General features: G+C 70.7%; 14 protein-coding genes. 11 read left to right on the top strand and 3 right to left on the bottom strand.

The window, feature by feature from the left end; all coding sequences use genetic code 11:
• Window positions 1–55 precede the first annotated feature (55 nt).
• The 3 genes from KRR26_RS23750 (at window position 56) to KRR26_RS23760 (ending at window position 8,935) form a co-directional block, all read left to right on the top strand.
• Window positions 56–6,547 (top strand): S8 family serine peptidase, encoded by a 6,492-nt coding sequence (locus tag KRR26_RS23750; RefSeq protein ID WP_328707202.1) that lies wholly within the window; start codon window positions 56–58, stop codon window positions 6,545–6,547.
• Between the two features lie 255 nt (window positions 6,548–6,802).
• Complete coding sequence (locus KRR26_RS23755; RefSeq protein ID WP_217080926.1) at window positions 6,803–7,186, top strand: hypothetical protein; 384 nt, start codon at window positions 6,803–6,805, stop codon at window positions 7,184–7,186.
• A 75-nt stretch (window positions 7,187–7,261) separates the two neighbouring features.
• Entirely contained in the window at window positions 7,262–8,935 is a 1,674-nt protein-coding gene (locus KRR26_RS23760) for an RluA family pseudouridine synthase (protein ID WP_328707203.1), read from the top strand.
• A 9-nt stretch (window positions 8,936–8,944) separates the two neighbouring features.
• Here KRR26_RS23760 and KRR26_RS23765 read toward each other — a convergent pair whose 3' ends face one another.
• Window positions 8,945–9,394 carry a MarR family winged helix-turn-helix transcriptional regulator gene (locus tag KRR26_RS23765; RefSeq protein WP_217080927.1) on the bottom strand — a complete coding sequence of 150 codons (450 nt, stop codon included), beginning with the start codon at window positions 9,392–9,394 and terminating at the stop codon, window positions 8,945–8,947.
• A 105-nt stretch (window positions 9,395–9,499) separates the two neighbouring features.
• Here KRR26_RS23765 and KRR26_RS23770 point away from each other — a divergent pair, with 105 nt between their 5' ends.
• The 4 genes from KRR26_RS23770 to KRR26_RS23785 all read left to right on the top strand — a co-directional run bounded on the left by KRR26_RS23770 (window position 9,500) and on the right by KRR26_RS23785 (window position 15,919).
• On the top strand, window positions 9,500–10,861 hold the full coding sequence (locus KRR26_RS23770; RefSeq protein ID WP_120210455.1) for a TolC family protein: 1,362 nt from the start codon (window positions 9,500–9,502) through the stop codon (window positions 10,859–10,861).
• Complete coding sequence (locus KRR26_RS23775) at window positions 10,858–12,024, top strand: efflux RND transporter periplasmic adaptor subunit (protein WP_407931736.1); 1,167 nt, start codon at window positions 10,858–10,860, stop codon at window positions 12,022–12,024. Before KRR26_RS23770 ends, KRR26_RS23775 begins: the two co-directional genes overlap by 4 nt.
• Window positions 12,025–12,102: 78 nt before the next feature.
• Complete coding sequence (locus KRR26_RS23780) at window positions 12,103–15,252, top strand: efflux RND transporter permease subunit (protein ID WP_217080928.1); 3,150 nt, start codon at window positions 12,103–12,105, stop codon at window positions 15,250–15,252.
• A 79-nt stretch (window positions 15,253–15,331) separates the two neighbouring features.
• Complete coding sequence (locus KRR26_RS23785; protein ID WP_217080929.1) at window positions 15,332–15,919, top strand: NYN domain-containing protein; 588 nt, start codon at window positions 15,332–15,334, stop codon at window positions 15,917–15,919.
• Between the two features lie 80 nt (window positions 15,920–15,999).
• On the opposite strand, the gene KRR26_RS23790 is transcribed toward KRR26_RS23785, so the two are convergent.
• Together KRR26_RS23790 and KRR26_RS23795 are read right to left on the bottom strand one after the other, a co-directional pair.
• The gene (locus KRR26_RS23790; RefSeq protein WP_120210452.1) at window positions 16,000–16,203 is read right to left on the bottom strand and encodes a cold-shock protein; all 204 of its coding nucleotides are present in this window, start codon (window positions 16,201–16,203) and stop codon (window positions 16,000–16,002) included.
• 236 nt (window positions 16,204–16,439) lie between these two features.
• Window positions 16,440–17,606 carry a pyridoxal phosphate-dependent aminotransferase gene (locus KRR26_RS23795; protein WP_120210451.1) on the bottom strand — a complete coding sequence of 389 codons (1,167 nt, stop codon included), beginning with the start codon at window positions 17,604–17,606 and terminating at the stop codon, window positions 16,440–16,442.
• Window positions 17,607–17,738: 132 nt separating this feature from the next.
• Here KRR26_RS23795 and KRR26_RS23800 point away from each other — a divergent pair, with 132 nt between their 5' ends.
• The 4 genes from KRR26_RS23800 to KRR26_RS23815 all read left to right on the top strand — a co-directional run bounded on the left by KRR26_RS23800 (window position 17,739) and on the right by KRR26_RS23815 (window position 23,246).
• A complete protein-coding gene (locus tag KRR26_RS23800; protein WP_268905884.1) occupies window positions 17,739–19,373 on the top strand; it encodes a Re/Si-specific NAD(P)(+) transhydrogenase subunit alpha in 1,635 nt (544 codons plus the stop codon).
• Window positions 19,370–20,851, top strand: a complete 1,482-nt coding sequence (locus KRR26_RS23805) for an NAD(P)(+) transhydrogenase (Re/Si-specific) subunit beta (protein WP_120210449.1) — start codon at window positions 19,370–19,372, stop codon at window positions 20,849–20,851. Before KRR26_RS23800 ends, KRR26_RS23805 begins: the two co-directional genes overlap by 4 nt.
• 125 nt (window positions 20,852–20,976) lie before the next feature.
• Complete coding sequence (locus tag KRR26_RS23810) at window positions 20,977–23,046, top strand: carbon starvation CstA family protein (protein ID WP_217080930.1); 2,070 nt, start codon at window positions 20,977–20,979, stop codon at window positions 23,044–23,046.
• Entirely contained in the window at window positions 23,043–23,246 is a 204-nt protein-coding gene (locus KRR26_RS23815; RefSeq protein ID WP_120210447.1) for a YbdD/YjiX family protein, read from the top strand. The genes KRR26_RS23810 and KRR26_RS23815 overlap by 4 nt, the downstream gene beginning before the upstream one ends.
• The last annotated feature ends 56 nt before the right edge of the window (window positions 23,247–23,302 follow it).

Genomic DNA, 23,302 nt, shown 5'->3' on the forward strand with positions numbered 1-23,302 from the left:
GCCCGGGAGCTCCCGGAGCGCGATCGCCGCGAAGCTCCTGGGCGCGGTCTGGCTGGTGACCACACTGGGTTGCCACGGTGCGGGCCAGGAGGCCCAGCCCACATCCTCGGAGGAGACGTCGAGCAGCGGAGCGACCCACAAGGTTCAGCTCAGCGCTGCGGCGGCCGCCAGGCTGGAGCAGCATGGCGCCAAGGTCGTGGGCGACTACGGCGCCTTCAAGGTGCTCGAGGTCGACGAGGCCGGGGCGAGCTCCCTGCCTGAGGGCGCGGAGATCCGCGATGACTACAACGAGATCCTGCTGAACACGGGGACCCTCGACACATCCTCGGTGCAGGGCAAGTCGCTGCGCGCGCTGACGGCGCCGGTGAGCAAGGGCTTCCACATCGTGCAGTTCGCGGGCCCCGTGCGGCCCGAGTGGTACCAGGCCCTGGTGGCCACGGGCGTGCGGGTCGTCACGTACATCCCGAACAACGCGTACATCGTCTACGGCGACGCGCCCACGCTCTCGGGCCTCCAGAAGCACGTGTCGCGCGCAAGCTCGGGCATCCAGTGGAGCGGCGAGTACCTGACGGACTACAAGCTGCACCCGTCCATCCAGTCCGCGGACCCCAAGGTCTACAGCATCCAGTTGCTCAAGGACTCGGCTGAGAACGCGCTCACGCTGAACCTCCTCAACCAGCTCCAGTACCGCGTGCCGGTGGTGCAGGAGAGCCAGGACTACGTGAACGTGGTGGCCTACGTGAACCGCGACGCGGTCTACGAGTTGGTCTCCCGTCCGGACGTGTTCTCCATCAACCCGCGTGCGCCGCGCCGGAAGTTCGACGAGCGGCAGAACATGATCGTCTCCGGCAACCTCAACGGGAAGAACCCCACGGGGCCGGGCTACCTGGCGTGGCTTGCGTCCAAGGGCTTCACGCAGGAGCAGTTCACCGCCTCGGGCTTTGGCGTGGACGTCAGCGACAGCGGCCTGGACAACGGCACGACGCAGCCGAACCACTTCGGCCTCTACCTGCGCGGCGACATCACCGGCACGAGCCGCGTGGTGTACAGCCGCCTCGAGGGCACCCCGAACACGGGCAGCACCCTGCAGGGCTGCGACGGTCACGGCACCCTGAACACGCACATCATCGCGGGCTACTCCAACCGGACGGGCGCGCCGTTCGCGGACTCCGCGGGCTATGACTACGGGCTGGGTGTTGCCCCGTTCGTGAAGGTGGGCGCGTCCGTGGTGTTCGACCCGGACTGGACCGACGCGATCTACGAGGACCTCCAGGCCCGCGCGTACCGAGACGGCATGCGCATCAGCAGCAACAGCTGGGGCGCGGACGAGAACATCTACGACTCCGACGCGCAGCGGTACGACGCCCTCGTGCGCGACGCGCAGCCCACGGGCTCGGCCGTCCCGGCGCCGGGCAACCAGGAAATGGTCATCGTGTTCGCGGCAGGCAACGCGGGCCCCGCCACCAAGACGCTGGGCACGCCGGGCACGGCGAAGAACATCATCACGGTGGGCGCCTCGGAGAACGTGCAGGCCTTCGGCGGCGCGGACATGTGCGCCACGCCCGACAGCGAGGCGGACAGCGCGCTCGACATGGTCGGCTTCTCCAGCCGCGGCCCCACGACGGACGGCCGCAAGAAGCCGGACATCGTCGCGCCGGGCACGCACGTGTCCGGCGGCGTGGCGCAGAGCGCGGAGCAGCGCGCGAACCCGCCCGCCTTCCCCAACGGCAAGGCGCTCTCGTGCTTCGTCGCGGACGGCGTCTGCGGTGGCCCGAGCAACTCCCCCTACTTCCCCACGACGCAGCAGTGGTACTCGGCGTCGTCCGGCACCAGCCACTCCACGCCGGCGGTCGCCGGTGGCGCGGCGCTCGTGCGCCAGTACTTCATCAACCAGGGCGTCACGCCGCCCAGCGCGGCGATGACCAAGGCGTACCTGATGAACTCCACCCGTTACCTGACGGGCACGGGCGCCAACGACGACCTGTACTCCAACAACCAGGGCATGGGCATGATGGACCTGGGCATGGCCTTCGACGGCGTCGCGCGCAAGCTCGCGGACCAGACGCCCGAGGACCTCTTCACCGCCACGGGCCAGACGCGCGTCTTCACGGGCGCGGTGAAGGACTCCACCAAGCCGTTCCGCGTGACCCTGGCCTGGACGGACGCGCCGGGCTCCACCACGGGAAGCGCGTGGAAGAACAACCTGGACCTGTCGGTGGACGTCGGCGGCAAGAGCTACAAGGGCAACGTCTTCACGAAGGGCGACTCCGTCACGGGCGGCACGGCGGATGACAAGAACAACGTGGAGAGCGTCTTCCTGCCCGCGGGCGTCTCGGGGGCCTTCACGGTCACGGTGACGGCGGCGAACATCAACTCCAACGGCGTGCCGAACAACACCCCGGCGCTGGACCAGGACTTCGCGCTCGTCGTCTACAACAGCTGCAACGACACCTCCGCGCAGCCCAGCAGCGTGACGGCCTCGGTGGCCGGCGACAACGTCATCAACCTGGCCTGGGCGGCGAACGACGCCACGGCCTACAACGTGTACCGCGCCACCACCGCGGGCGGCCCGTATACGCGCATCGCCACCACGACCAGCGCGGCCTACTCGGACACGAGCGTGTCCGGCGGCACGACGTACTTCTACGTGGTCCGCGGCGTCATCTGCGCCGAGTCCACGGCCTCCGCGGAGGTCTCCGCCACCGCGACGGGCCAGTGCACCTTGCAGCCCGCCTTCGACGGCCTCACCTCGGCCGCGAGCGCTGGCACCAGCTTCTGCGCCGACACGCTGTCCTGGTCCGCGGCCACCCCGCGCTGCGGCGGCACGCTGAGCTACTCCGTCTACCGCTCCACCACGGCGGGCTTCGCCCCGTCCGAGGCCACGCGCATCGCCACGGGCCTCACCGCCACCACGTTCGCGGATGACGCGGACCTGGCCTCGGGCACCCGGTACTACTACGTGGTCCGCGCGACGGAGACCGCCGGCGCGACCGTGGAGGAGAAGAACACCGTGGAGCGGTCCGCGACGCCGTACGGCGCCTCGCTCCCCGGCCTGCGCTACAGCGACGACTTCGACAACAACCGTCCGGCCAACGCGGCCGCGTACTGGATTGCCACGGCGCAGACGGGCAGCACGAACACGCTCAACATCGTCACGAACTGCCACTACCAGTCCGCGACGAAGTCGTATCGCTTCGGCGCGGCCGCGACGACGTGCGGCGGCACCTACCCCATCAACACGGCGACCACGCTGGCACTGGGCGGCAACGGCACCACGGCCGGCATCAACGGCTTCGCCATCCCGGCGGGCACCACCGCCGCGACGCTGTCGTTCAACGTCTGGTACAAGTTCGAGAACCTGTGGGACGGCGCCTATCTCGTGTACAGCACCACGGGCGCGGCGGGTCCCTGGACCAACGTGGCCGACGCGGTGACGGCGAACGCGCCGTACATCACCGCCGGTGGCTATGACGGCGCGCTGACCAGCACCCCCACCACCCGCGTCTGGACGAACAGCAACGCGGGCGCGAACGGCGCGCTCAAGGCCGTCTCCGTCAACCTCAACGCGCTGGCGGGCCAGACGGTGTGGTTCGGCTTCCGCTTCTACAGCGGTAGCAAGACCGTGGCCGAGGGCCTCTACCTCGACAACGTCAGCCTGGTCGCGGACGCCGTGGAGAGCTGCACGACCAAGCCGCAGAACGCGGGAGCGGCCGTGGGCTACACGCTGAGCGGACTGTCCGGCACCACGCCGGTGGGCTCGCCTGCGACCTTCACCGTGAAGGCGGTCGACGCGCTGGGTCTGGTGGCGACGGGCTACACGGGCACGGCGGCCATCACCTCCACGGACACGAGCGCGGAGCTGCCCACGAGCGTCACGTTCGCGCAGGGCGTGGCGACCCAAGTCGCCATCACGTTCCACACCCTGGGCGCGCAGACCGTCACCGCGACGGACACGGCGAACGCGGCGTTCACCGCGTCGGCGAACACCACCGTCGTCTCGGGGCTGGCCAAGTCGCTCGCGTTCACGTCCACCGTGGGCGATGCCGTCGCGGGCACCGCCTTCTCGCCGGTCGTGAAGGTCAGCATCAAGGACGCGTTCGGCAACGACGTCACGTCGGCCACGAACAACATCATGCTCACCCTGGGCGGCGCGACGGGCGGCACGCTCTCCGGCACCACCACCGTGGCGGCCGTCAACGGCGTGGCGACCTTCAGCAACCTGTCCATCAACAAGGTGGGCACGGGCTACACGCTGGTCGCCACGAGCGCGGGCCTCACGGACGCCACCAGCACGGCGTTCAATGTCACCGCGGGCTCGACCGCCAAGCTCGCCATCCGCACGCAGCCGTCCAACGGCACCGCGGGCGCGGTCCTGTCGCCGGCGTTCCAGGTCGCCATCGTGGATGCCTTCGGCAACGCCACGCACGGCACGGAGCAGGTGACGGTCACCCTGACGGGCGGCACGCTGTCTGGCACCACCACCGTGGCGGCCGTGGACGGCGTGGCGACCTTCAGTGACTTGTCCATCGCCAAGGCGGGCACGGGCTACACGCTCGTGGCCTCCAGCAACGGCTTGCCCCAGGTGACCAGCGAGACCTTCGCCATCGCCGTGGGACCGGCCGCCAAGCTCGTCCTGCGCGCGCAGCCGGCGAATGGGACCTCGGGCGCGGTTCTGTCGCCGGCGCTCCAGGTCGCTGTCGTCGACGCGTTCGACAACGCCGTCGTCGACACCCGCTCCATCACGGTCGCCCTGGCCGGCGGTACCGCGGGCGCGACGCTGTCCGGCACCACCACGGTGGCGACGGCGGCGGGCGTGGCGACCTTCGGTGACCTGTCCATCAACAAGGCGGGCACGGGCTACACGCTCGTCGCCAGCACCAGCGCGCTGCCGAACGCCTCCAGCACCGCGTTCAACGTCGCCGCGGGCGCGGCGCACCACGTGGCGATCGCGCAGCAACCGTCCACCGTGGCCGCGGGCAGCGCCATCGCTCCGGCGGTCTCGGTTCAGGTGTTGGACGCCGTGGGCAACCTCGTCACCCAGGGTGGCACCGTGGTCACCGTCGCGCTCGGCAACAACCCGAGCGGTGGCACGCTGTCCGGCACCACCTCGGTGGCGGCCGTCAACGGCGTGGCGGCCTTCAGCGACCTGTCCATCAACAAGGTGGGCACGGGCTACACCCTCGCGGTGGGCGGCAACGGCCTCACCGGTGCGACGACCGCCGCCTTCGACGTGCAGCCGGGCGCCGCGGCGCAGCTCGTGTTCGAGCAGGGTCCGGCGGCGGCGCTCGCCTCGGGTGAGGTGTTCTCCGCGCGCGTGGCGGTGCTCGACGCGCAGGGCAACAAGACGCACGGCACGACGCAGGTCTCCCTGTCGCTGGCGAACGCCGCGGGCGCGACTCTGCGCGGCAACACCGTGGTGAACGCGGTGGATGGCGTGGCCACCTTCACGCTCTTGTCCGTCGCCAAGGCGGGCACTGGCTACATGCTGAAGGCGGAGGCCGCGGGCGCGGTCGCCGCGAGCTCGTCTGCCTTCCGCGTCAACGCGCCTCCGGCGACACAGCTCGCCTTCCGCGCGGCCCCGGGCAACATCCAGGCGGGCGCCACGCTGTCGACCCTCGAGGTCGAGGTGCTCGATGGCTCCGGGCAGCGCGTCACCGAGGGGACGGTCCACGTCACGCTGGCGCTGGGCGCGAATGCCGCCCAGGGACAGCTGCTGGGCACGCTCGAGGTGGACTCCGTCAACGGCGTGGCCACGTTCAAGGGCGTGTCGCTGCGCAAGGCCGGCACGGGCTACACGCTGGTGGCGAGCGCTTCGGGCGTCTCCAGCGTGACGAGCGCGGCGTTCACGGTGGCTCCGGCCGCCCCCGCCCGCTACACCGTGACGCTGGCGGCGACCACCGCGGCCGGTCAGGAGATCTCGTTCTCCGCCGCCGCCTTCGACGCCTACGACAACGCCTGCACGCAGTACACGGGCGCCGCCCGCGTGACGTCCACCGACGGGGCGGCGGTGCTGCCCTCCTCCGTGACGTTCGCGGCGGGCGTGGTGACGGACGCGAAGGTGACGTTCAAGACGGGGGGCGCGCAGACGCTCACCCTCACGGATGCGGCGCAGGCGAGCCTCACCGCCTCCGCGCAGACGACGGTGTCGCCGTACGCGGCCCCCACCGTGGCCATCACCAGCCCGAGCAACAACGCCAAGGTGTCCGGCAGCGTCAGCGTCATCGCCAAGGCAGTGGCGGCGCCGGGGACCACCATCGCCAAGGTCACCCTGTTCGTGGATGGCGCGGAGATCGCCACGGGCAAGACGGCCACGGTGTCCGGCTCGTGGGACAGCCGGGGCGCCAAGGCCGGCACGACGCACACCCTCACCGCGGTGGTCGTCGACAGCACGGGTAACTCGGTGACGTCCGCGCCTGTCACGGTCGTCATCGAGGCGGAGAGCGGCGGCTGCAGCGCGGCCTCCGGTGGCGAGGCGGGCCTGTATGCGGGCCTCCTGGCGCTGGCGCAGGTCGTCGTCCTGCGTCGCCGCCGCAACCGGGTGGCCTGAGTCCGGCCTGTCCTCCGAGGCGCTGAGGCAGGCGCCTCGGAGTCACTCGGACGGGGAAGCGCGTCCCGCCCGAGTGTCACCCCATCGCTGAGCAGCCATGAACGCGCCGGCGGGAGCTGCTCCCTCCGGCGCGTTTCCATTGACGGGTGCCTGGGCGGCCCTGCGCCGCGTCAATCCGAGCGCTTCACCTGGAGGATGCGACCCTTGAATCCCCACCCCGCTGGCTCCGTCTCCCCTCCATCGCGGAGGTTCTCCTTGTCACGACCATGGAGCAGGTGGTGGGCCCAGAGCGCGGCGCTGATCTTCCTCGTGGGGACAGCGCAGGCGACCGAGCCCGCCGAGTTGAAGGCGAAGGCCGACCGGCTCGCCCAGGAAGCGCGGGCCCTGGCGAAATCGAGCGGTTGTGGAGCCGTGGCGCAGTGCGAGGTGGCGGGCTTCGGCCACAAGGCGTGCGGCGGCCCGCGCGAGTTCATCGCCTACTGCACCCGGACCACGAACGTTCCGGCCCTCCAGGCGAAGCTCGACGCACTCACACAGGCAGAGCGTGACTGGCAACAGGCTGCGGGGCTGCGCTCGAACTGCGGCCTCACGCGACGCCCCCGGCCGCGCCTCGAGGACGGCCGGTGCGTCGCTCGGTGAGCAGGGTCGCGCAGACCCATCCACCCGACCCCGAGCGTGCTCCCCGGCGGCGTCCACCCGTGCTAGCCAAGCACCGTGGACACGCGCATCACCCTCCTCGATGCCCCGGCGACGGACTCGCGCGACCCCGGGGACTTCCCCAGTCCCTTCGATGAGCTGGGCCCCGCGCCCCTGGCCCGCATGGCCGCGGAGCACATGCAAGCCGAGCTGCGTGCGGGCCAACTCGTCCCAGGACTCTCGCCCTCCGTGCTCGACGGCCCCGACGGCGGGAAGATGTTTGGCGTGCTCGTCGTGGCGCTCCCGGACGGACGCTTCGGGTTCATCCGAGCCTTCTCCGGGATGCTGGGCGGAAAGTGGGAACACGCGGGCTTCGTGCCGCCCCTCTTCGACGCGCAGGCCCGAGCCCGCGTCGAGCTTCCCGGAGAGGCCACCGTCAAAGCGCTCATCGCGCGCGCCGAGGCCCATCGCACCTCCCCGGAGCATCGAGCGCTCTGCGCCGGGAGCGCGGGGCTCGACGCGCGCCACGCCGCGGAGCGCGCGACGCTGCGCGAGCAACACGAGGCCCGACGCCGCGAGCGACACGCACGCCGGGCCGAGCTGACCCCGCGCCTGACGGAGCCCGCCCGGAGCGCAGCGCTTCACTCGCTCGACCAGGAGAGCCGCGGCGACAAGGCCGAGCGCCGTCGCGTGGAGGCGCGCCACGAGGAGGAGCGCGCGAACATCGTCCCTCGCGCGCGACGTTCGGAGCGCCGGCTGCGCGCATTGGAGCGCCTGCGCCGCATCGTCTGTCGCGAGCTCATGCGCCGCATCCATGACAGCTATCGCGTCCGCAATGCGCGCGGGCAGGTGCGGCCCTTGCGGGAGCTGTACCTGCCGGGTGAGCCCCCCTCGGGCGCGGCGGACTGCGCGGCGCCGAAGCTGCTCGCGCACGCCTTCGCCGAGGGACTTCGCCCCGTGGCGCTCGCTGAGTTCTGGTGGGGCGCGCCGCCCAGCGCCGGGGGCCGCGCGAGTGGCGCGTACTACGCCGCGTGCCGCGACAAGTGCGGCCCCCTCTTGCCCTTCATGTTGGAGGGCCTGTGCGTGGCGAGGCCGCGGGCGTTCATTCCGCCTGTGCATCCGCCCACGCCGCTGGACATCGTCTACGAGGATGCAGCGGTGGTCGTCCTCGACAAGCCCGCGGGCCTGCTCTCGGTTCCCGGGCGGGACAGCGCCCTCACGGACTCGGTGCTGACCCGACTGCGCGAGCGCCACCCGAGCGCGGCGGGACCGCTGCTCGTGCACCGGCTCGACCTCGACACCTCGGGCCTGCTCGTCGCGGGACTGCAGGCCCAGGCCCATGCGGAGCTGCAGCGCCAGTTCACCCTGCGCGAGGTCACCAAGCGATACATCGCCTGGGTCGCGGGGAGCGTCCAAGGCGAGCACGGCGTCATCGACTTCCCGATGCGGGTCGACCTCGCGGACCGGCCTCGGCAGATCCACGACCCGGTTCACGGCAAGCCCGCGCTGACCCGATGGCAGGTGCTGGAGCGCCAGCCGGCCCGCACGCGCGTGGCCTTCTTTCCGCTCACCGGGCGAACCCATCAGCTGCGCGTTCACGCGGCGCATCCACTGGGGCTCGGCGCGCCCATCGTGGGAGACCGCCTCTACGGACACGCGGACGCGCGCCTCTTTCTGCACGCCGAGGCGCTGTCGTTCCGTCATCCGGTGACAGGTGAGCGCCTCGACTTCGAGCGGCCCGCGCCGTTCTGAAGCGACCGCTCAGGCAGCGCCATCGGCGGCGGCCGGTCCGCCCGACGACCGCTGCGCCAGCCCTGTGTGCAGCTTCTTCATCAGGTGCGTGAGCTGCTGCAACTCGTCATCCGACAGGCACTGACGGGCCTCGTCGTCCAGCCACAGGAGCCCCGCGCGCAGCATCTTCAGCTCCCGGCGCCCCGCGTCCGTCACTTCCAGGTGAACACTCCGCCGGTTGGTTCCCGCCCGGCGCTCGATCAGCCCATCCTCCGCCAGCCGATCGACCAGGCGGCTCACCGCCGGTGCGTCCACCATCAGCCGCTCCGCGATGAGCGACTGGTGCCGGAGCCCTTCCGTCTCGACGACCTTCAGGACGAGGAGCTGCATGAAGGGGCGACCGGTGTCCTCACCCACACGTTGGCGCACCAGCCGACCGATGACGCGCTTCAGCGCGCCCACTTGCTCCGCGAGGGTCATTGCGCGAAAAGATGATTGCGAACCACAACAGTTGTCAATTACATCCCCGCCGCTGTCCGCAGCCAGGGGGGACCACCGAACACGCAACACCCACCTCCGCCCGGTATGCCCTCCGCTTCCCTATTGATTCTGGTGCTCGCCGCCGCCTCGCCCCAGGCCGAGCCGGCCTCGCCACCGGTGCCCTTCCAGCCGACCGTGGAGGACCCCATGCTCGCGCCCGTCGCGCCCGCGGCGCAGCAGGTCGGCACCTGGGATGAGGCGCTGAAGCTGGTTCGAGAGAACTCGACCAACCTCCACACCGCCGAGGCCGGCGTGCAGCGCGCCGATGGCCGCTGGCGGCAGGCCCTGTCCGCGCTCTTGCCCAACGCGCGGCTGACCGCGAGCGTCAGCTACGACGTCCTCAACCCGGATACCCCCAGCGCCAGTCCGACCGCGGCGGGCACGGGCCGCACCCTCACCTCGCCGCTGGGCACCGCCACCGCGTCGCTCACCCAGTCCGTGGTGGACGTGAGCGCCTGGCGAGGGCTCTCGTCGACCTCGGCCGGACAGAAGGGCGCGGTCGCCAGCCTCCAGGACACGCGCCGGCGCCTCACCCTGGGGCTCGCGCAGACGCTGGTGGCCACGGTGGCCGCCGAGCGCGCCGCGGAGATCAACCGCGTGGGCCTGCGACAAGCGCTGGAGCGCTCCGCCCTCACGCAGCGCTCCTTCGAACTGGGGGCCAGCAATCAACTCGACGTGGTGCGGGTGAGCCAGGACGTGGCCGTGGCGCGGGGCGCGCTCGTCTCCGGTGACGAGCAGCTGCGCCGCGCCCGTGAGGCGTTGGGCGTTTCGCTCGGCTTTGACCACGCCGTCGGCGTGAGCCCCGCGTTCCAGCTCCAGGGGTTGGTCGACAACGCGCGGGCCGTCTGCGCGCCGCTCGACGCGGTGAACTCCCGCGCGGACCTGGTGGCCGCCCGCGCGCAGGTGGACGCCGCGCATGACAGCAAGCGGCAGGCCTCCGCCGGCTACCTGCCCACGCTCGGGCTGACGAGCAACACTGTCGGGTACACGACGGATCCAGGCTTCGGCCGGGTGGCCACCTGGAACATCGCGGCGGTGCTCACCGTGCCCATCTGGGAAGGTGGCCTGCGCGAGGGCCTGGTGCGTGAGCGCGCGGGCGTGGAGCGGCAAGCCGCCGAGGCGCTGGAGAGCGCGCGGCGCGACGTGGAGATTGAAGTGGCGCGGGCTCGCCGCGGCGTGGAGGTGGCCGAGGCGCTGGTGAAGACAGCGGTGGAGTCCCGCGACCTGGCGGACCGAACGGATCGGCTCACGCGCCGAGCGTTCGAGGTGGGCCGGGGCGGCAGCCTGGACCTGGTCCAGAGCGGTGCGGCCCTGCGCCAGGCGGATCTGACTTTGGTGTTGCGTGAGTTCGAGCTTGTCCAGGCGCGCCTGGACGCATTCCTGACGGAGGCCCGGTGCGACTGGTGAGAAGGGTGCGCCCCCTGACGGCGTTGGTGAAGACGGTGTGGTGTGCGTCCCTGGTGACGGGGGCGGTGGCGTGCACGGGCAAGGCAGCGCCTCCGGCCGCGCCTCCACCTCGCGAGGTGGAGGTGCTCACGCTGGCGCCCTCCCCCGTGCGGGACACGAGTGAATACCTGGGCTCGCTGCTGTCGCGGCAGAGCGTGACGGTGCTGCCGCAGGTGGCCGGCTACGTGCGCCGCATCCACGTGAAGCCCGGGCAGAAGGTGGAGCAGGGAGCGCCGCTGTTGGAGGTCGACTCGCGCGAGGAGACCGCCGCGCTCGACAGCGCCCAGGCCCAGCACAGCTCATCCGAGGTGAACCTGGCGCTGGCCCGGCGCACGCAGACGCGCACCGAGGCGCTCTACAAGGAAGGCCTCGCGAGCGGCCAGGAGCTGGAGGCCGTGCAGGCCCAGGTGCAAGCGGCCGAGGCCGCGTCTCGCTCCGCCGCGGCGCAGGTGGCGCAGAAGCAGGTGCAGCTCCAGTACCACGTGGTGCGCGCGCCCTTCGCGGGCACCGTGGGCGACGTGCTCGTGCGCCTGGGTGACTTCGTGGGCGCCACCACGCCCGTCACCAGCGTGGCCCAGGCGGACGCGCTGGAGGTCAGCGTCTCCGTGCCCGCCGCGCGCGCCCGGTCGCTCAAGCCGGACACCGTGCTGGAGGTGCTCGACGGCCAGGGCAAGGTACTGCTCAGCAGCACCGTCTTCTTCGTGGCGCCCCAGGCCGACCCGCGCACGCAGCTCGTGGAGGTGAAGGCGGCCTTCCGCAACACCATCGGCCTGCGCCCCAGCGAGCTGGTCCGCGCGCGCATCGTCTACTCCACGCGGGATGCGCTCCAACTCCCCGCGCTCGCGGTGGTGCGCCAGAGCGGCCAGCCCTTCGCGCTCGTGGTGCAGGACAAGGGCGGCAAGACGATCGTCGAGCGCCGGCCCATCACCCTGGGCACCCTGGGGGACATGGCCTACGTCGTCGAGGCGGGCCTCAAGTCGGGAGATCAGGTGGCGGTGTCCTCGCTCTACGCGCTGCGAGATGGCACGGCCGTGCAGGTGAAGCAGACCGCCCGCGCCGAGGCGCCTCCGGCCGCCGCTCCGACGACGGCGCCGGGAGGCGGTCCCGCCGGGGGCAGCCGCTGAGCGAAATCCGAGGCACCGGGCCCTGGACGCCAGTGCGTCCGGCCCGGACACCGCAGAGAGAATGAGGGCGTTCAAGCCGTGTTCGTCAATTTCTTCATCCGCCGGCCCGTCTTCGCGGCCGTCTGCTCCATCCTCCTGACGCTGGTGGGGGCGATCGCCATCCCGGCCCTGCCCATCGCGCAGTATCCGGACCTGGCGCCGCCCCAGGTGACGGTCACCGCCACCTACGTCGGCGCGAGCGCCGAGGTGGTGGAGAGCGCCGTCACGATTCCGTTGGAGCAGGAGCTCAACGGCGTGGAGGGCATGCGCTACATCACCTCCACCAGCAGCAACGACGGCACCAGTCAGATCACCGTCACCTTCGCGCCCACGCGCGACATCGAGGTGGCCGCCGTCGACGTGCAGAACCGCGTGAGCCGCGCCGCCGCGCGCCTGCCGTCGCAGGTGAACCAGACGGGCATCGTGGTGAACAAGGCCTCCAGCCAGATGCTGCTGACCGTGGGTCTCTCCAGCCCGGACAACCGCTACGACGCGAAGTTCCTCAGCAACTACGCGGACGTGAACCTGAAGGACGCCATCAAGCGAGTGTCCGGCGTGGGCGACGTGCGCATCTTCGGCGAGCGCAAGTTCTCCATGCGCCTGTGGCTGGACCCCACGGAGCTGGCGCGCCGCAACCTGACGCCGCAGGACGTGGTGCGCGCGCTGCAGGACCAGAACCTCCAGGTGGCCGCCGGCCAGGTGGGCCAGCCGCCGTCCAGCGATGATCAGCCCTACCAGCTCGCGGTGCGCGCGCACGGCCGCCTCGTGGAGCCCGAGGAGTTCGGCGACATCGTCATCCAGCGCGACGCGGACGGGAAGCTGGTGCGCGTGCACGACGTGGGGCGCGTGGAGATGGGCGCGGAGAACTACGGCACGCTCTTGCGCTTCAACGGCAAGACGGGCGTGGGCCTCGCCATCTTCCAGCTCCCCACCGCCAACGCGCTGGACGTGCGCGACGGCGTGTTCCGCGAGTTGGAGCGCCTGGCCAAGCAGTTCCCCCCGGGCCTGGAGTACCGCGCGGGCACGGACACCACGCTGGCGGTGCGCGCCTCCATCCACGAGGTCATCCAGACGCTCGTGGAGGCCATCGCGCTCGTCATCCTGGTCATCTTCCTGTTCCTGCACGGGTGGCGCAGCGTGCTCATCACCGCGCTCACCCTGCCCGTGTCGCTCGTGGGCACGTTCGCGTTCGTCCACCTGCTCGGCTTCTCCATCAACACCCTCACCCTGTTCGGCCTGACGCTGGCCACGGGGCTCGTGGTGGATGACGCCATCGTCGTCATCGAGAACATCGAGCGATTGATGGCGGAGAAGGGCCTGACGGCCCGACAGGCCGCGCGCGAGGGCATGAAGGAGGTGGCCGGCGCGGTCATCGCCATCTCCATCGTGCTGGTGGCGGTGTTCGTCCCGGTGGCCCTCTTCCCCGGCACCACGGGCGCCATCTACCGCCAGTTCGCGCTCACCATCGCCGCGTCCGTGGCGCTGTCCACCTTCTGCGCCCTGACGCTGACGCCCGCGCTGAGCGCGCTCTTGCTCAAGCACCACCACGGCCCCAAGTGGATCTTCTTCCGCTGGGTGGACCGCGCGCTCGACGGGGCCAAGAGCGCCTACGGCGCGGCGCTGCGCGGGCTGCTCAAGCACCCCCTCATCGTCCTGCTGGCGTTCCTCGCCTGCCTGGGCGGCACCGTGGTGCTGTTCCGCTCGGCGCCCACCGGATTCATCCCGGACGAGGACCAGGGCTACCTCATCATCTCCGTGCAGGGCCCCGAGGGCATGTCCCTTGCCCAGACGGAGAAGGTGCTGGCCGAGGCCGAGCAGGTGCTGCGCGCCCAGCCCGAGGTGGCGAACATGTTCGTCATCGGCGGCTTCTCCTTCCAGGGCACGGGCCCCAACCTCGCCACGCTCTTCACCACCCTGAAGCCGTGGGAGGAGCGCATGAAGCCCGGACAGTCCGTGGCCTCGCTGGTGGAGCGGCTGCGTGGGCCGCTGGGCAAGATTGGCGGCGCGCGCGTCATGCCCTTCCAGCCCCCGGCCATCCGCGGCGTCGGCAGCGTGGGCGGCTTCCAGTTCATCGTCGAGGACACGGCCGGCAACCACTCGCTGGACGAGCTGGCGTCCGCCACGCAGGACGTGGTGGCGGGAGGCAACTCGGACAGCAAGCTGCGCGGCGTCTTCACCGCCTTCAACGCGGACACCCCGCTGTTGGACGTGGAGGTGGACCGGCAGAAGGCCAAGGCGCTCGGCGTGCCCATGGAGCAGGTGTTCGGCACCCTCCAGCTCTACATGGGCAGCCAGTACGTCAACGACTTCAACTACGCGAGCCGCACCTACCGCGTCTACGTCCAGGCCGAGCAGCAGTTCCGCGACAGCCCGCAGGACATCGGCGCCTTCTACGTGCGCAGCGACACCGGACAGATGATTCCGCTGGAGTCGCTGGTGACGGTGCAGCCCACCGTCTCCGCGCAGGTCATCCGGCACTACAACCTGTTCCGCGCCGCCGAGGTGAACGGGCAGGCCGCCCCCGGCGTGTCCTCCGGTCAGGCGCTCGAAGCCATGGAGACCCTCGCCACGCAGCGACTGCCCCAGGGCATGAGCGCCGAGTGGACGGGCATCAGCCTGGAGCAGAAGGAGAGCGGCGGGCAGACGATGATCATCTTCGGGCTCGGCCTGTTGTTCGTCTTCCTGGTGCTCGCGGCCCAGTACGAGAGCTTCACCCTGCCCTTCGTCATCATCCTGTCGGTGCCCCTGGCCATCATGGGCGCGCTCGCGCTGCAACTGGCGCGCGGCTACGCCAACGACGTGTTCTGCCAGGTGGGCCTGGTGATGTTGGTGGGCCTGGCCAGCAAGAACGCCATCCTCATCGTGGAGTTCGCCGAGCAGCTTCGCGCCACCGGCAAGAGCGCGCTCGACGCGGTGGTGACGGCCGCCGAGGTGCGCCTGCGCCCCATCCTCATGACGTCCATCGCCTTCCTCCTGGGCGTGGTGCCGCTCATGACGGCCAAGGGCGCCGGCGCCGCCTCGCGAAACTCGCTGGGCACGGCCGTCTTCGGCGGCATGCTGGTGTCCACCCTCGTCAACCTCATCTTCATCCCCGGCCTCTACGTGCTGATGCAGCGGCTGCGCGGGGATTCCCGCCCCGCGCAGGATGAAGACGAGGAGTCGGGCGTGGCGCACGCGCCAACGCCGTGAGGTTCCGGGACCGGGGATGGGGGAGCCGGGCGTGGGAAATCGCCCGGCTTCCGCCCTCGGGCCCGCGTATCCTCCGCGCATGAATTCCGTCCGACAGCCCGCCGCCACCTACGTGCTCATCGATGCCGAGAACATCGACTGGGCCGTGTCCAACATCGTGGGGCGCCGCCCCGAACCCTTGGACCGGGTGCAGTTCGATCGCCTCGTCACGTTCTGCGAGAGCTACTTCCCCACCCCGGTGCGCTGCATCGTCGTCCTCAACGCCAAGGGGGAGCAGCTCCCCGACGCGATGATTGGCTTCGTGCGCGCCCTGAAGTCCGCCGGCTGTGAGGTGGCCCTGCTGCACGGCCGCCCGGACCAGAAGGTGGTCGACCTGGGCGTCCTCAAGCTCCTGGAGTCCATCCAGACCCAGCGTCCCAAGGCCTCCGTGGCGCTGGCCAGCCATGACGGCGCCGACTTCGCCGAGGCGCTCAAGCCCCTCTTGGACGAGGGCCGGCAGGTGGCGGTGATGGGCTTGCGCGAGTACGTGAGCCAGCGCTTCCGGGAGCTCGTCCCCGCGGGACTGAAGATTCTGGACCTGGAGCTGAACGCTCGGGTGTTCCAGCGCCCGCTGCCCCGCATGCTCCCGGTCAACGTGGACGAGTTCGATCCGACGCTCTTCCTGTAGGCGAGGGGGCGAGGCCTGAAAAAAGAAAAAGGCCCAGCCCCCGAAGGGCTGAGCCTTTGTCGTTCAGGACGCGAACTGTCTCAGACCGGCCGGACGTTCTGCGCCTGCAGGCCCTTGGGGCCGCGGGCCACGTCGAACTCCACCTTCTGGCCCTCCTGGAGGGAGCGGAAGCCCTGGGTCTGGATCGCGCTGTGGTGGCAGAAGAGGTCCTCGCCCCCGCCATCCTGCATGATGAAACCAAAGCCCTTCGCGTCGTTGAACCACTTCACGGTACCAGTCGCCATTACTCTTGCTCTTCTTCTTTCTTTTCCGGCTTCATGAATTGAGCCGGAGGCCACACTCGACTTGATGCTCGTGCGGCCGTTGCCATGTGTCACGTTTCGAGGCACTTGCCTAGTGGGCCTCTTGTGAAAAAGCCCCGTGACCTTGGGTTCGTCGTGGAACCCCGGGGCCCCCAAGTCCATTCCTGACCCCATTTTCGGCTCCGAGCGCCCAGAGCGTGCGTCCAACCCACGCCCACCTACCTGCTGACGGGGCGGCGAGGCGACAGGAGCCCCGCCAGCACGTCCACCCCGCGCAGGGCCACCTCTGGCGGGACGCAGGTGAAGCACAGGCGCACATGGTGGGGAAACGGACCAAAGGACGGGCCTGGGGACAACAGGAGGCCCCGCTCGGCGCAGGTCTCCATGAAGCTGGGCAGTCCCCGCGCATCCAGGTGCGCGGACACATCCAGGAAGAGGAAGGTGCTGCCCTCCGGGGGTGGCACCCCCAGCCGTCGAGCCGCCTCGTTGCCCACCTCGCGGTAGCGCGCCGAGGCGTTCGCCACCCACGCATCCCCCACGCTCCCCAGCACCCGGGTGGCCACGACCTGGGCCGCGGTGGGCGTGGCGTAGAAGCTGTGGGTGCTCACCTTGCGCAGGTGCCCCATGGCCTCGGTGGGGCCCACCACGTGGCCGCACCGATTGCCCGCCATGCCGTAGGCCTTGCTGAAGGAGTACGCGGAGAACGTGCGCTCCGGGGCGAGCGCCCGCGTGGAGACGTGCTCGCCCACGTAGACGTAGTCCTCGTAGACCTCGTCCCCGATGAGCCACCATCCCTGGCGGCGCGCCTCCTCCGCCAGCGCCTCCACCCACGCGCGCGGCAACACCTTGCCCGTGGGGTTGTTGGGCGTATTCACATACAGCGCCACGGTGCGCGGGCCCGCCTTCGCGCGCACGGCCGCCAGCAGTTCCTCGGGCCCCCTCACGTCCAGGAACGGCACCGCCACGGGCACGCCATGGAATGAGGCGACGATGCCCGCGACCAGCGGCCAATACGGCGCGAGCAGGAGCACCTCGTCCCCTGGCGCGAGCAGCGCGCCCATGATGGCGCCCAGGCCGCCCGTGGCCCCCGTCGTCACCAGGACGTCCTCGCGTTCCGTGGCCACGCCCGTGCGCGCCCGGGTGCGCTCCACAATGGCATCAATGAGCGACGGCAGGCCCTGGATGGGGGCATACCGATGCAGTTCAGGATGGTCCGCCGCGCGCAGGTCCTCCATGCGGCACCCCTCCGCGGGCGACAGCCACGTGTCCCCCACATGCAAGGGATACAGCTCCCCCTTCCACGCGCGCATCCGCTCCGCTTGCGAGGAATAGACCGCGCCAGGAATCACCGAGACCGATGGAGAGAAGTGCGGAGGACGGGGCATGCCCCCAGACTAGCCAGGCCCGCCCACGCAAGACGCCACCCGCGCCACGCTTGTCATTGCCCCATGCCGCGTTGCGGCGCAAGGCATTGCACCCAACCCCTCACGCACCGCGTCAGTGTTTGAAAAGACAACATGCGACGGCGGCACCGCTATGCTCCGGCGCCCAACATGACCATCCGCATCGGTGTGCCGACGGAAACGGTCCCGGGAGAGCGCCGCGTGGCGGCCACTCCCGAGTCCGTCAAGAAGCTGCGCGAGCTTGGCTTTGACATCCAGGTGGAGCCCGGCGCGGGACTCGCCTCCAACATCCCAGATGAGGCGTTCGTGCGCGCGGGAGCCACCCTGGCGCCTCGGGAGCAGGTGTGGGGGGAGTCCGACGTGCTCGTGAAGGTGCGAGCGCCCTCCCCCGAGGAGACGTCGCGGGTCCGCGAATGCGCCACGCTCATCGCCATCCTTCAGCCCGAGCGACACCCGGAGCTGGCCGCGGGCGTGGCGGAGCGCAAGCTGTCCACCCTGGCGCTGGAGCGCATCCCTCGCGTCACGCGCGCGCAGAAGATGGACGTGCTCAGCTCCATGGCGAATCTGGCGGGTTATCGCGCGGTCATCGAGGCGGCGCAGGCCTACCAGGGCTTCTTCGGTCCGCAGATGACGGCGGCGGGCGCCACGCCTCCGGCGCGGGTGTTGGTGATTGGCGCGGGCGTGGCGGGGCTCGCCGCCGCTGCCGCGGCCCGCTCGCTGGGCGCCGAGGTGCGCGCCTTCGACACGCGCGCCGCGGCCAAGGAGCAGGTGGAGAGCCTGGGCGCGGCCTTCCTCCAAGTGGACATCAAGGAGAGCGGCGAGGGCACGGGCGGCTACGCGCGGGTGATGAGCCAGGAGTTCATCGACGCGGAGATGGCCCTCTTCCGGCGCCAGGCCGCCGAGGTGGACATCATCATCACGACCGCGCTCGTGCCCGGCACGAAGGCGCCCATCTTGCTGCCGCGCGACGTGGTGTCCGCGCTCCGGCCGGGCGCGGTGGTGGTGGACATGGCCGCCGAGCAAGGCGGCAACTGCGAGCTGACCGTCCCCGGGCAGGTCGTGGAATGGAACGGCATCCGCATCCTCGGCTACACGGACCTGGCCAGCCGCATGGCCGGCACCGCGAGCCGCTTCTTCGCCAACAACCTGGTGCACCTGCTCCAGGAGATGGGCGGTGGACAGGCCTTCCGACTCGACCTCGACAACGAGGTCATCCGCCCGGCCCTCCTCTTCCATCAGGGCGCGCCGCTGCCGCCCCCGCCCCGCAAGGAGCCTCCGCCTCCCGTCCCGGTCGCCAAGGTGGTGCAGCCGCCGCCCCCGGACGCGAAGCCCGAGCAGGCGGACCTCAACAACCCGGCGCGCCGCGCGTGGGGCAGCACGTTGGGAGGGCTGCTCACCATCGGCGTGCTGTTCGCGCTCGGTCGGTTCGCGCCCGAGGACTTCCTCAAGCACTTCACGGTCTTCATCCTGGCGTGCTTCGTGGGCTGGCAGGTCATCTGGAGCGTGACGCCCGCGCTGCATACGCCGCTCATGAGCGTCACCAACGCCATCAGCGGCATCATCATCGTCGGCGGCATGCTGCAGATTGGACATGGCCTTGACCTGGCCACGGTGCTCGGCGCGCTCGCGGTGCTCGTGGCGGCGGTCAACGTCGCCGGTGGATTCCTCGTCACCCAACGCATGCTGAAGATGTTCCGGAGAAACGCCGCGCCCGCCACGCCCCGCGGCGCCCACGGAGGTCGGACATGAGCGGCATCGTGACCATCGCCTATCTGCTGGCGGGCGTGCTGTTCATCCGCAGCCTTGGCGGACTGTCGCGGCAGGAGACCGCGTCACGCGGCAACCTGTTTGGAATGCTCGGCATGGGCCTGGCCGCGGGCGTGGCCGCGTTCACCTGGTGGATGCGCCACTCGGACTCGGCGGGCTTGGGGCTGGCGGTGCTGGTGGGCGCGGTGGTGGCCGGCGGGGCCGTGGGCGCGGTGCTCGCTCGCCGCGTCGAGATGACCGGCATGCCCGAGCTGGTCGCCATCCTCCACAGCTTCGTGGGACTGGCCGCCGTGCTGGTGGGCATGTCGTCCTACTTGGAGCCCCGCTCGGGCGAGCACGCCATGGCCGTGGCGGCCTCGGCCCTTGCCGGCGAGCCACTGAGCGCGGCGCGTGTCATCCAACTCCTGGAGGTCTGGGCCGGCGTGGCGGTGGGCGCGCTGACGTTCACGGGCTCCGTGGTGGCCTGGGCGAAGCTGCGCGGCACCGTCACGGGCAAGCCGCTGCTCCTGCCGGGGCGGCACCTGCTCAACCTCGCGCTGGCGGGCGTGCTCGCGGGCTGCGCCCTCCCCTTCATCCAGGCGCCCGAGGCCGCCACGGGCATGCCGTGGCTGGTGGGCGTGGCGGTGGTGGCGGGCGTGCTGGGCATCCACCTGGTGGTGGCCATTGGCGGCGCGGACATGCCCGTGGTGGTGTCGCTGCTCAACAGCTACTCGGGCTGGGCGGCGGCCGCGGCGGGCTTCACGCTCGGCAATGACCTGCTCATCGTCACGGGCGCGCTGGTGGGTTCGAGCGGCGCCATCCTGTCCATCATCATGTGCCGCGCGATGAACCGCTCCATCCTCAACGTGGTGTTCGGCGGGTTCGGCACCGCAGACGCCCCCGCGGCCGGCAGCGCCGCGCCTCCCGCGGGCGAGGTGTTGGAGCTGTCCGCGGACGAGGTGTCTCGCGAGCTGTTGGACTCGCGCCGCGTCATCATCGTCCCGGGGTACGGCATGGCCGTGGCCCGCGCGCAGAGCGCGGTGAACGACCTGGCGCGCGGCCTGCGCGAGCGGGGCATCGAGGTGCGCTTCGCCATCCACCCGGTGGCGGGCCGACTGCCCGGGCACATGAACGTGCTGCTGGCCGAGGCGGGCGTCCCCTACGACATCGTGCTGGAGATGGAGCACATCAACCACGACTTCGAGCACACCGACGTGGTGCTGGTGATTGGCGCCAACGACATCGTCAACCCAGGCGCGCTGAACGACCCCGCCAGCCCCATCCACGGCATGCCCGTGTTGGAGGTGTGGAAGTCCCGGCGCGTCGTGGTCCTCAAGCGAGGCATGGCCGCGGGCTACGCGGGCGTCGAGAACCCGCTGTTCTATCTGGGCAACACCCGGATGCTCTTCGGGGACGCGCGCAAGTCCATTGACGCGCTGGTGACGCGCGTGCGTGACGCGGCGGAGCGCGCGGCGGCCTGAGCGCCATCGCACGGCACCTCGAGGCAGGCTCCAGCTCCGCCGCCTCGGGGTGATAAGCCTCCGGGCACTGGCCCTCGCCCGGCGCGGCGTCCCAGCCATGACGGGCCGAGCGGCACGGAGGAAGCATGACGGGAGTCGTCAGCAAGCTGGGGTGGGCGGTGCTCGCCCTCCTCGGGGCCTTCTGCCTGGGCACCGTGGCGCTGCACCGGGGCGAGAGCATCAACGCCACGTGGCTCGTCGGGGCCTCGGTGGCGACGTACCTGCTCGGGTATCGGTTCTACAGCCGCTTCATCGCGGACCGAGCGCTGCGACTGGACGCCGCGCGAGCCACGCCCGCGCGCCTGCGCGACGACGGACTGGATTACGTCCCCACGGACAAGTGGGTGCTCTTCGGCCACCACTTCGCCGCCATCGCGGGCGCGGGGCCGCTGGTGGGCCCGGTGCTCGCGGCGCAGATGGGTTATCTGCCCGGCACGCTGTGGCTCCTCACCGGCGCGGTGCTCGCGGGCGCGGTGCAGGACTTCGTCATCCTGTTCCTCTCCGTCCGGCGCGACGGCAAGTCGCTGGGCGACATGGTGCGCATGGAGCTGGGGCCGGCGGCGGGCGTCGTCACCATGGTCGGCGTGTTGATGATCATGATGATCATCCTCGCGGTGCTCGCCCTGGTGGTGGTGAAGGCGCTGGCGGGCAGCCCCTGGGGCACCTTCACCGTGGCGATGACGATTCCCATCGCGGTGGCGATGGGCCTGTACCTCCGCTCCGTGCGACCGGGCCGCGTGCTCGAAGTGTCCGTCGCGGGCTTCGTCCTGTTGATGCTGTCCATCGGGCTCGGAGGCCGGGTGGCGGACTCCGCGACGTGGGCGCCCCTGTTCACGTACGACAGCAAGGTCCTGGCGTGGCTGCTCATCGGCTATGGCTTCTGCGCGTCCGTGCTGCCGGTCTGGCTGCTGCTGGCGCCTCGCGACTACCTGTCCACCTTCCTGAAGATTGGCACCGTGCTGCTCTTGGCCGTGGGCATCCTCCTGGCCATGCCGGAGCTGCGCATGCCGGCGCTGACCCGCTTCACGGATGGCACGGGCCCCGTGTTCGCCGGGGGACTGTTCCCCTTCCTGTTCATCACCATCGCGTGTGGCGCGGTGTCCGGCTGGCACTCGCTCATCTCCTCGGGCACCACGCCGAAGATGCTGGCCAACGAGAGGGATGCGCGCATGGTGGGGTATGGCGCGATGTTGATGGAGTCGTTCGTGGCCATCATGGCGCTCATCGCGGCCACGGTGCTCCAGCCCGGGGTCTACTTCGCGATGAACTCGCCCCCCGGGTTGATTGGCACCGACGTGGTCCACGCAGCGCAGGTCATCAGCCAGTGGGGCTTCGTCATCACGCCCGAGGTGCTGACTCAAACCGCGCGCGATATCGGAGAGACGTCCATCCTGTCCCGCGCGGGCGGCGCGCCCACCCTGGCGGTGGGCATGGCGCAGATCCTCCATGGGCTCGTGGCCGGCCAGGGGATGATGGCCTTCTGGTACCACTACGCCATCCTCTTCGAGGCCCTGTTCATCCTCACCACCGTGGACGCGGGCACGCGCGTGGGCCGCTTCATGATTCAGGAGCTGGCGGGGCTGGTGTACGCGCCGCTCAAGAAGACCGAGTCCTGGGGCGCCAACCTCATCGCCACGGCGCTCTGCGTGGCGAGCTGGGGCTACTTTCTCTACCAGGGCGTGGTGGATCCGCTGGGCGGCATCAACACGCTGTGGCCGCTGTTCGGCATCGCCAACCAGATGCTGGCCGCCATCGCGTTGACGCTGGCCAGCGTCACCTTGGTGAAGATGAAGCGCGAGCGCTATGTGTGGCTCCCACTCGTCCCCGCGCTGTGGCTGGTGTGCTGCACGCTGACGGCCGGCTGGCAGAAGGTGTTCGGCGCGGACGTGAAGGTCAGCTTCCTGGCCCACGCGCGCGCGTTCGCCGAGGCGGCGGACGCGGGCAAGGTGCTCGCGCCCGCGAAGACGCTGGACGACATGCGACAGGTCATCCTCAACGACCGCGTGGACGCCACGCTGACGTTCCTGTTCATGCTGCTCGTCGTCGCGACCGTGGGGTTCGGACTCCGAGCCGCGCGGGCCGCCCGCCGCCTCACCGAGCCCACCGCGCAGGAGACACCGAGCGTCCCCGCGCCAGACGTGAGGAGCGCGGCGTGAGGCGCACCCGCGACCTGGTGCGAGCGTTCTGGGAGCGCGCGGTGCGGACCGCGCGGCTGATGATTGGCGTACCGGACTACGACACCTACGTGCGGCACATGCGCGCTCGCCACCCGAGCCGCCCCGTCATGAGCTACGCGGAGTTCTTCGACGAGCGGCAGCAGGCGCGCTACCGAAGTGGTGGCGGGCGCTGCTGCTGACGGCGACACATTCCGAAACAGCCGCGAAATCATCGCGGTATGCGCGAGGCGCAGGG

The sequence above is a fragment of the Citreicoccus inhibens genome, assembly GCF_019039035.1.
In the GTDB taxonomy this organism is placed as follows: Bacteria; Myxococcota; Myxococcia; order Myxococcales; family Myxococcaceae; genus Citreicoccus; species Citreicoccus inhibens.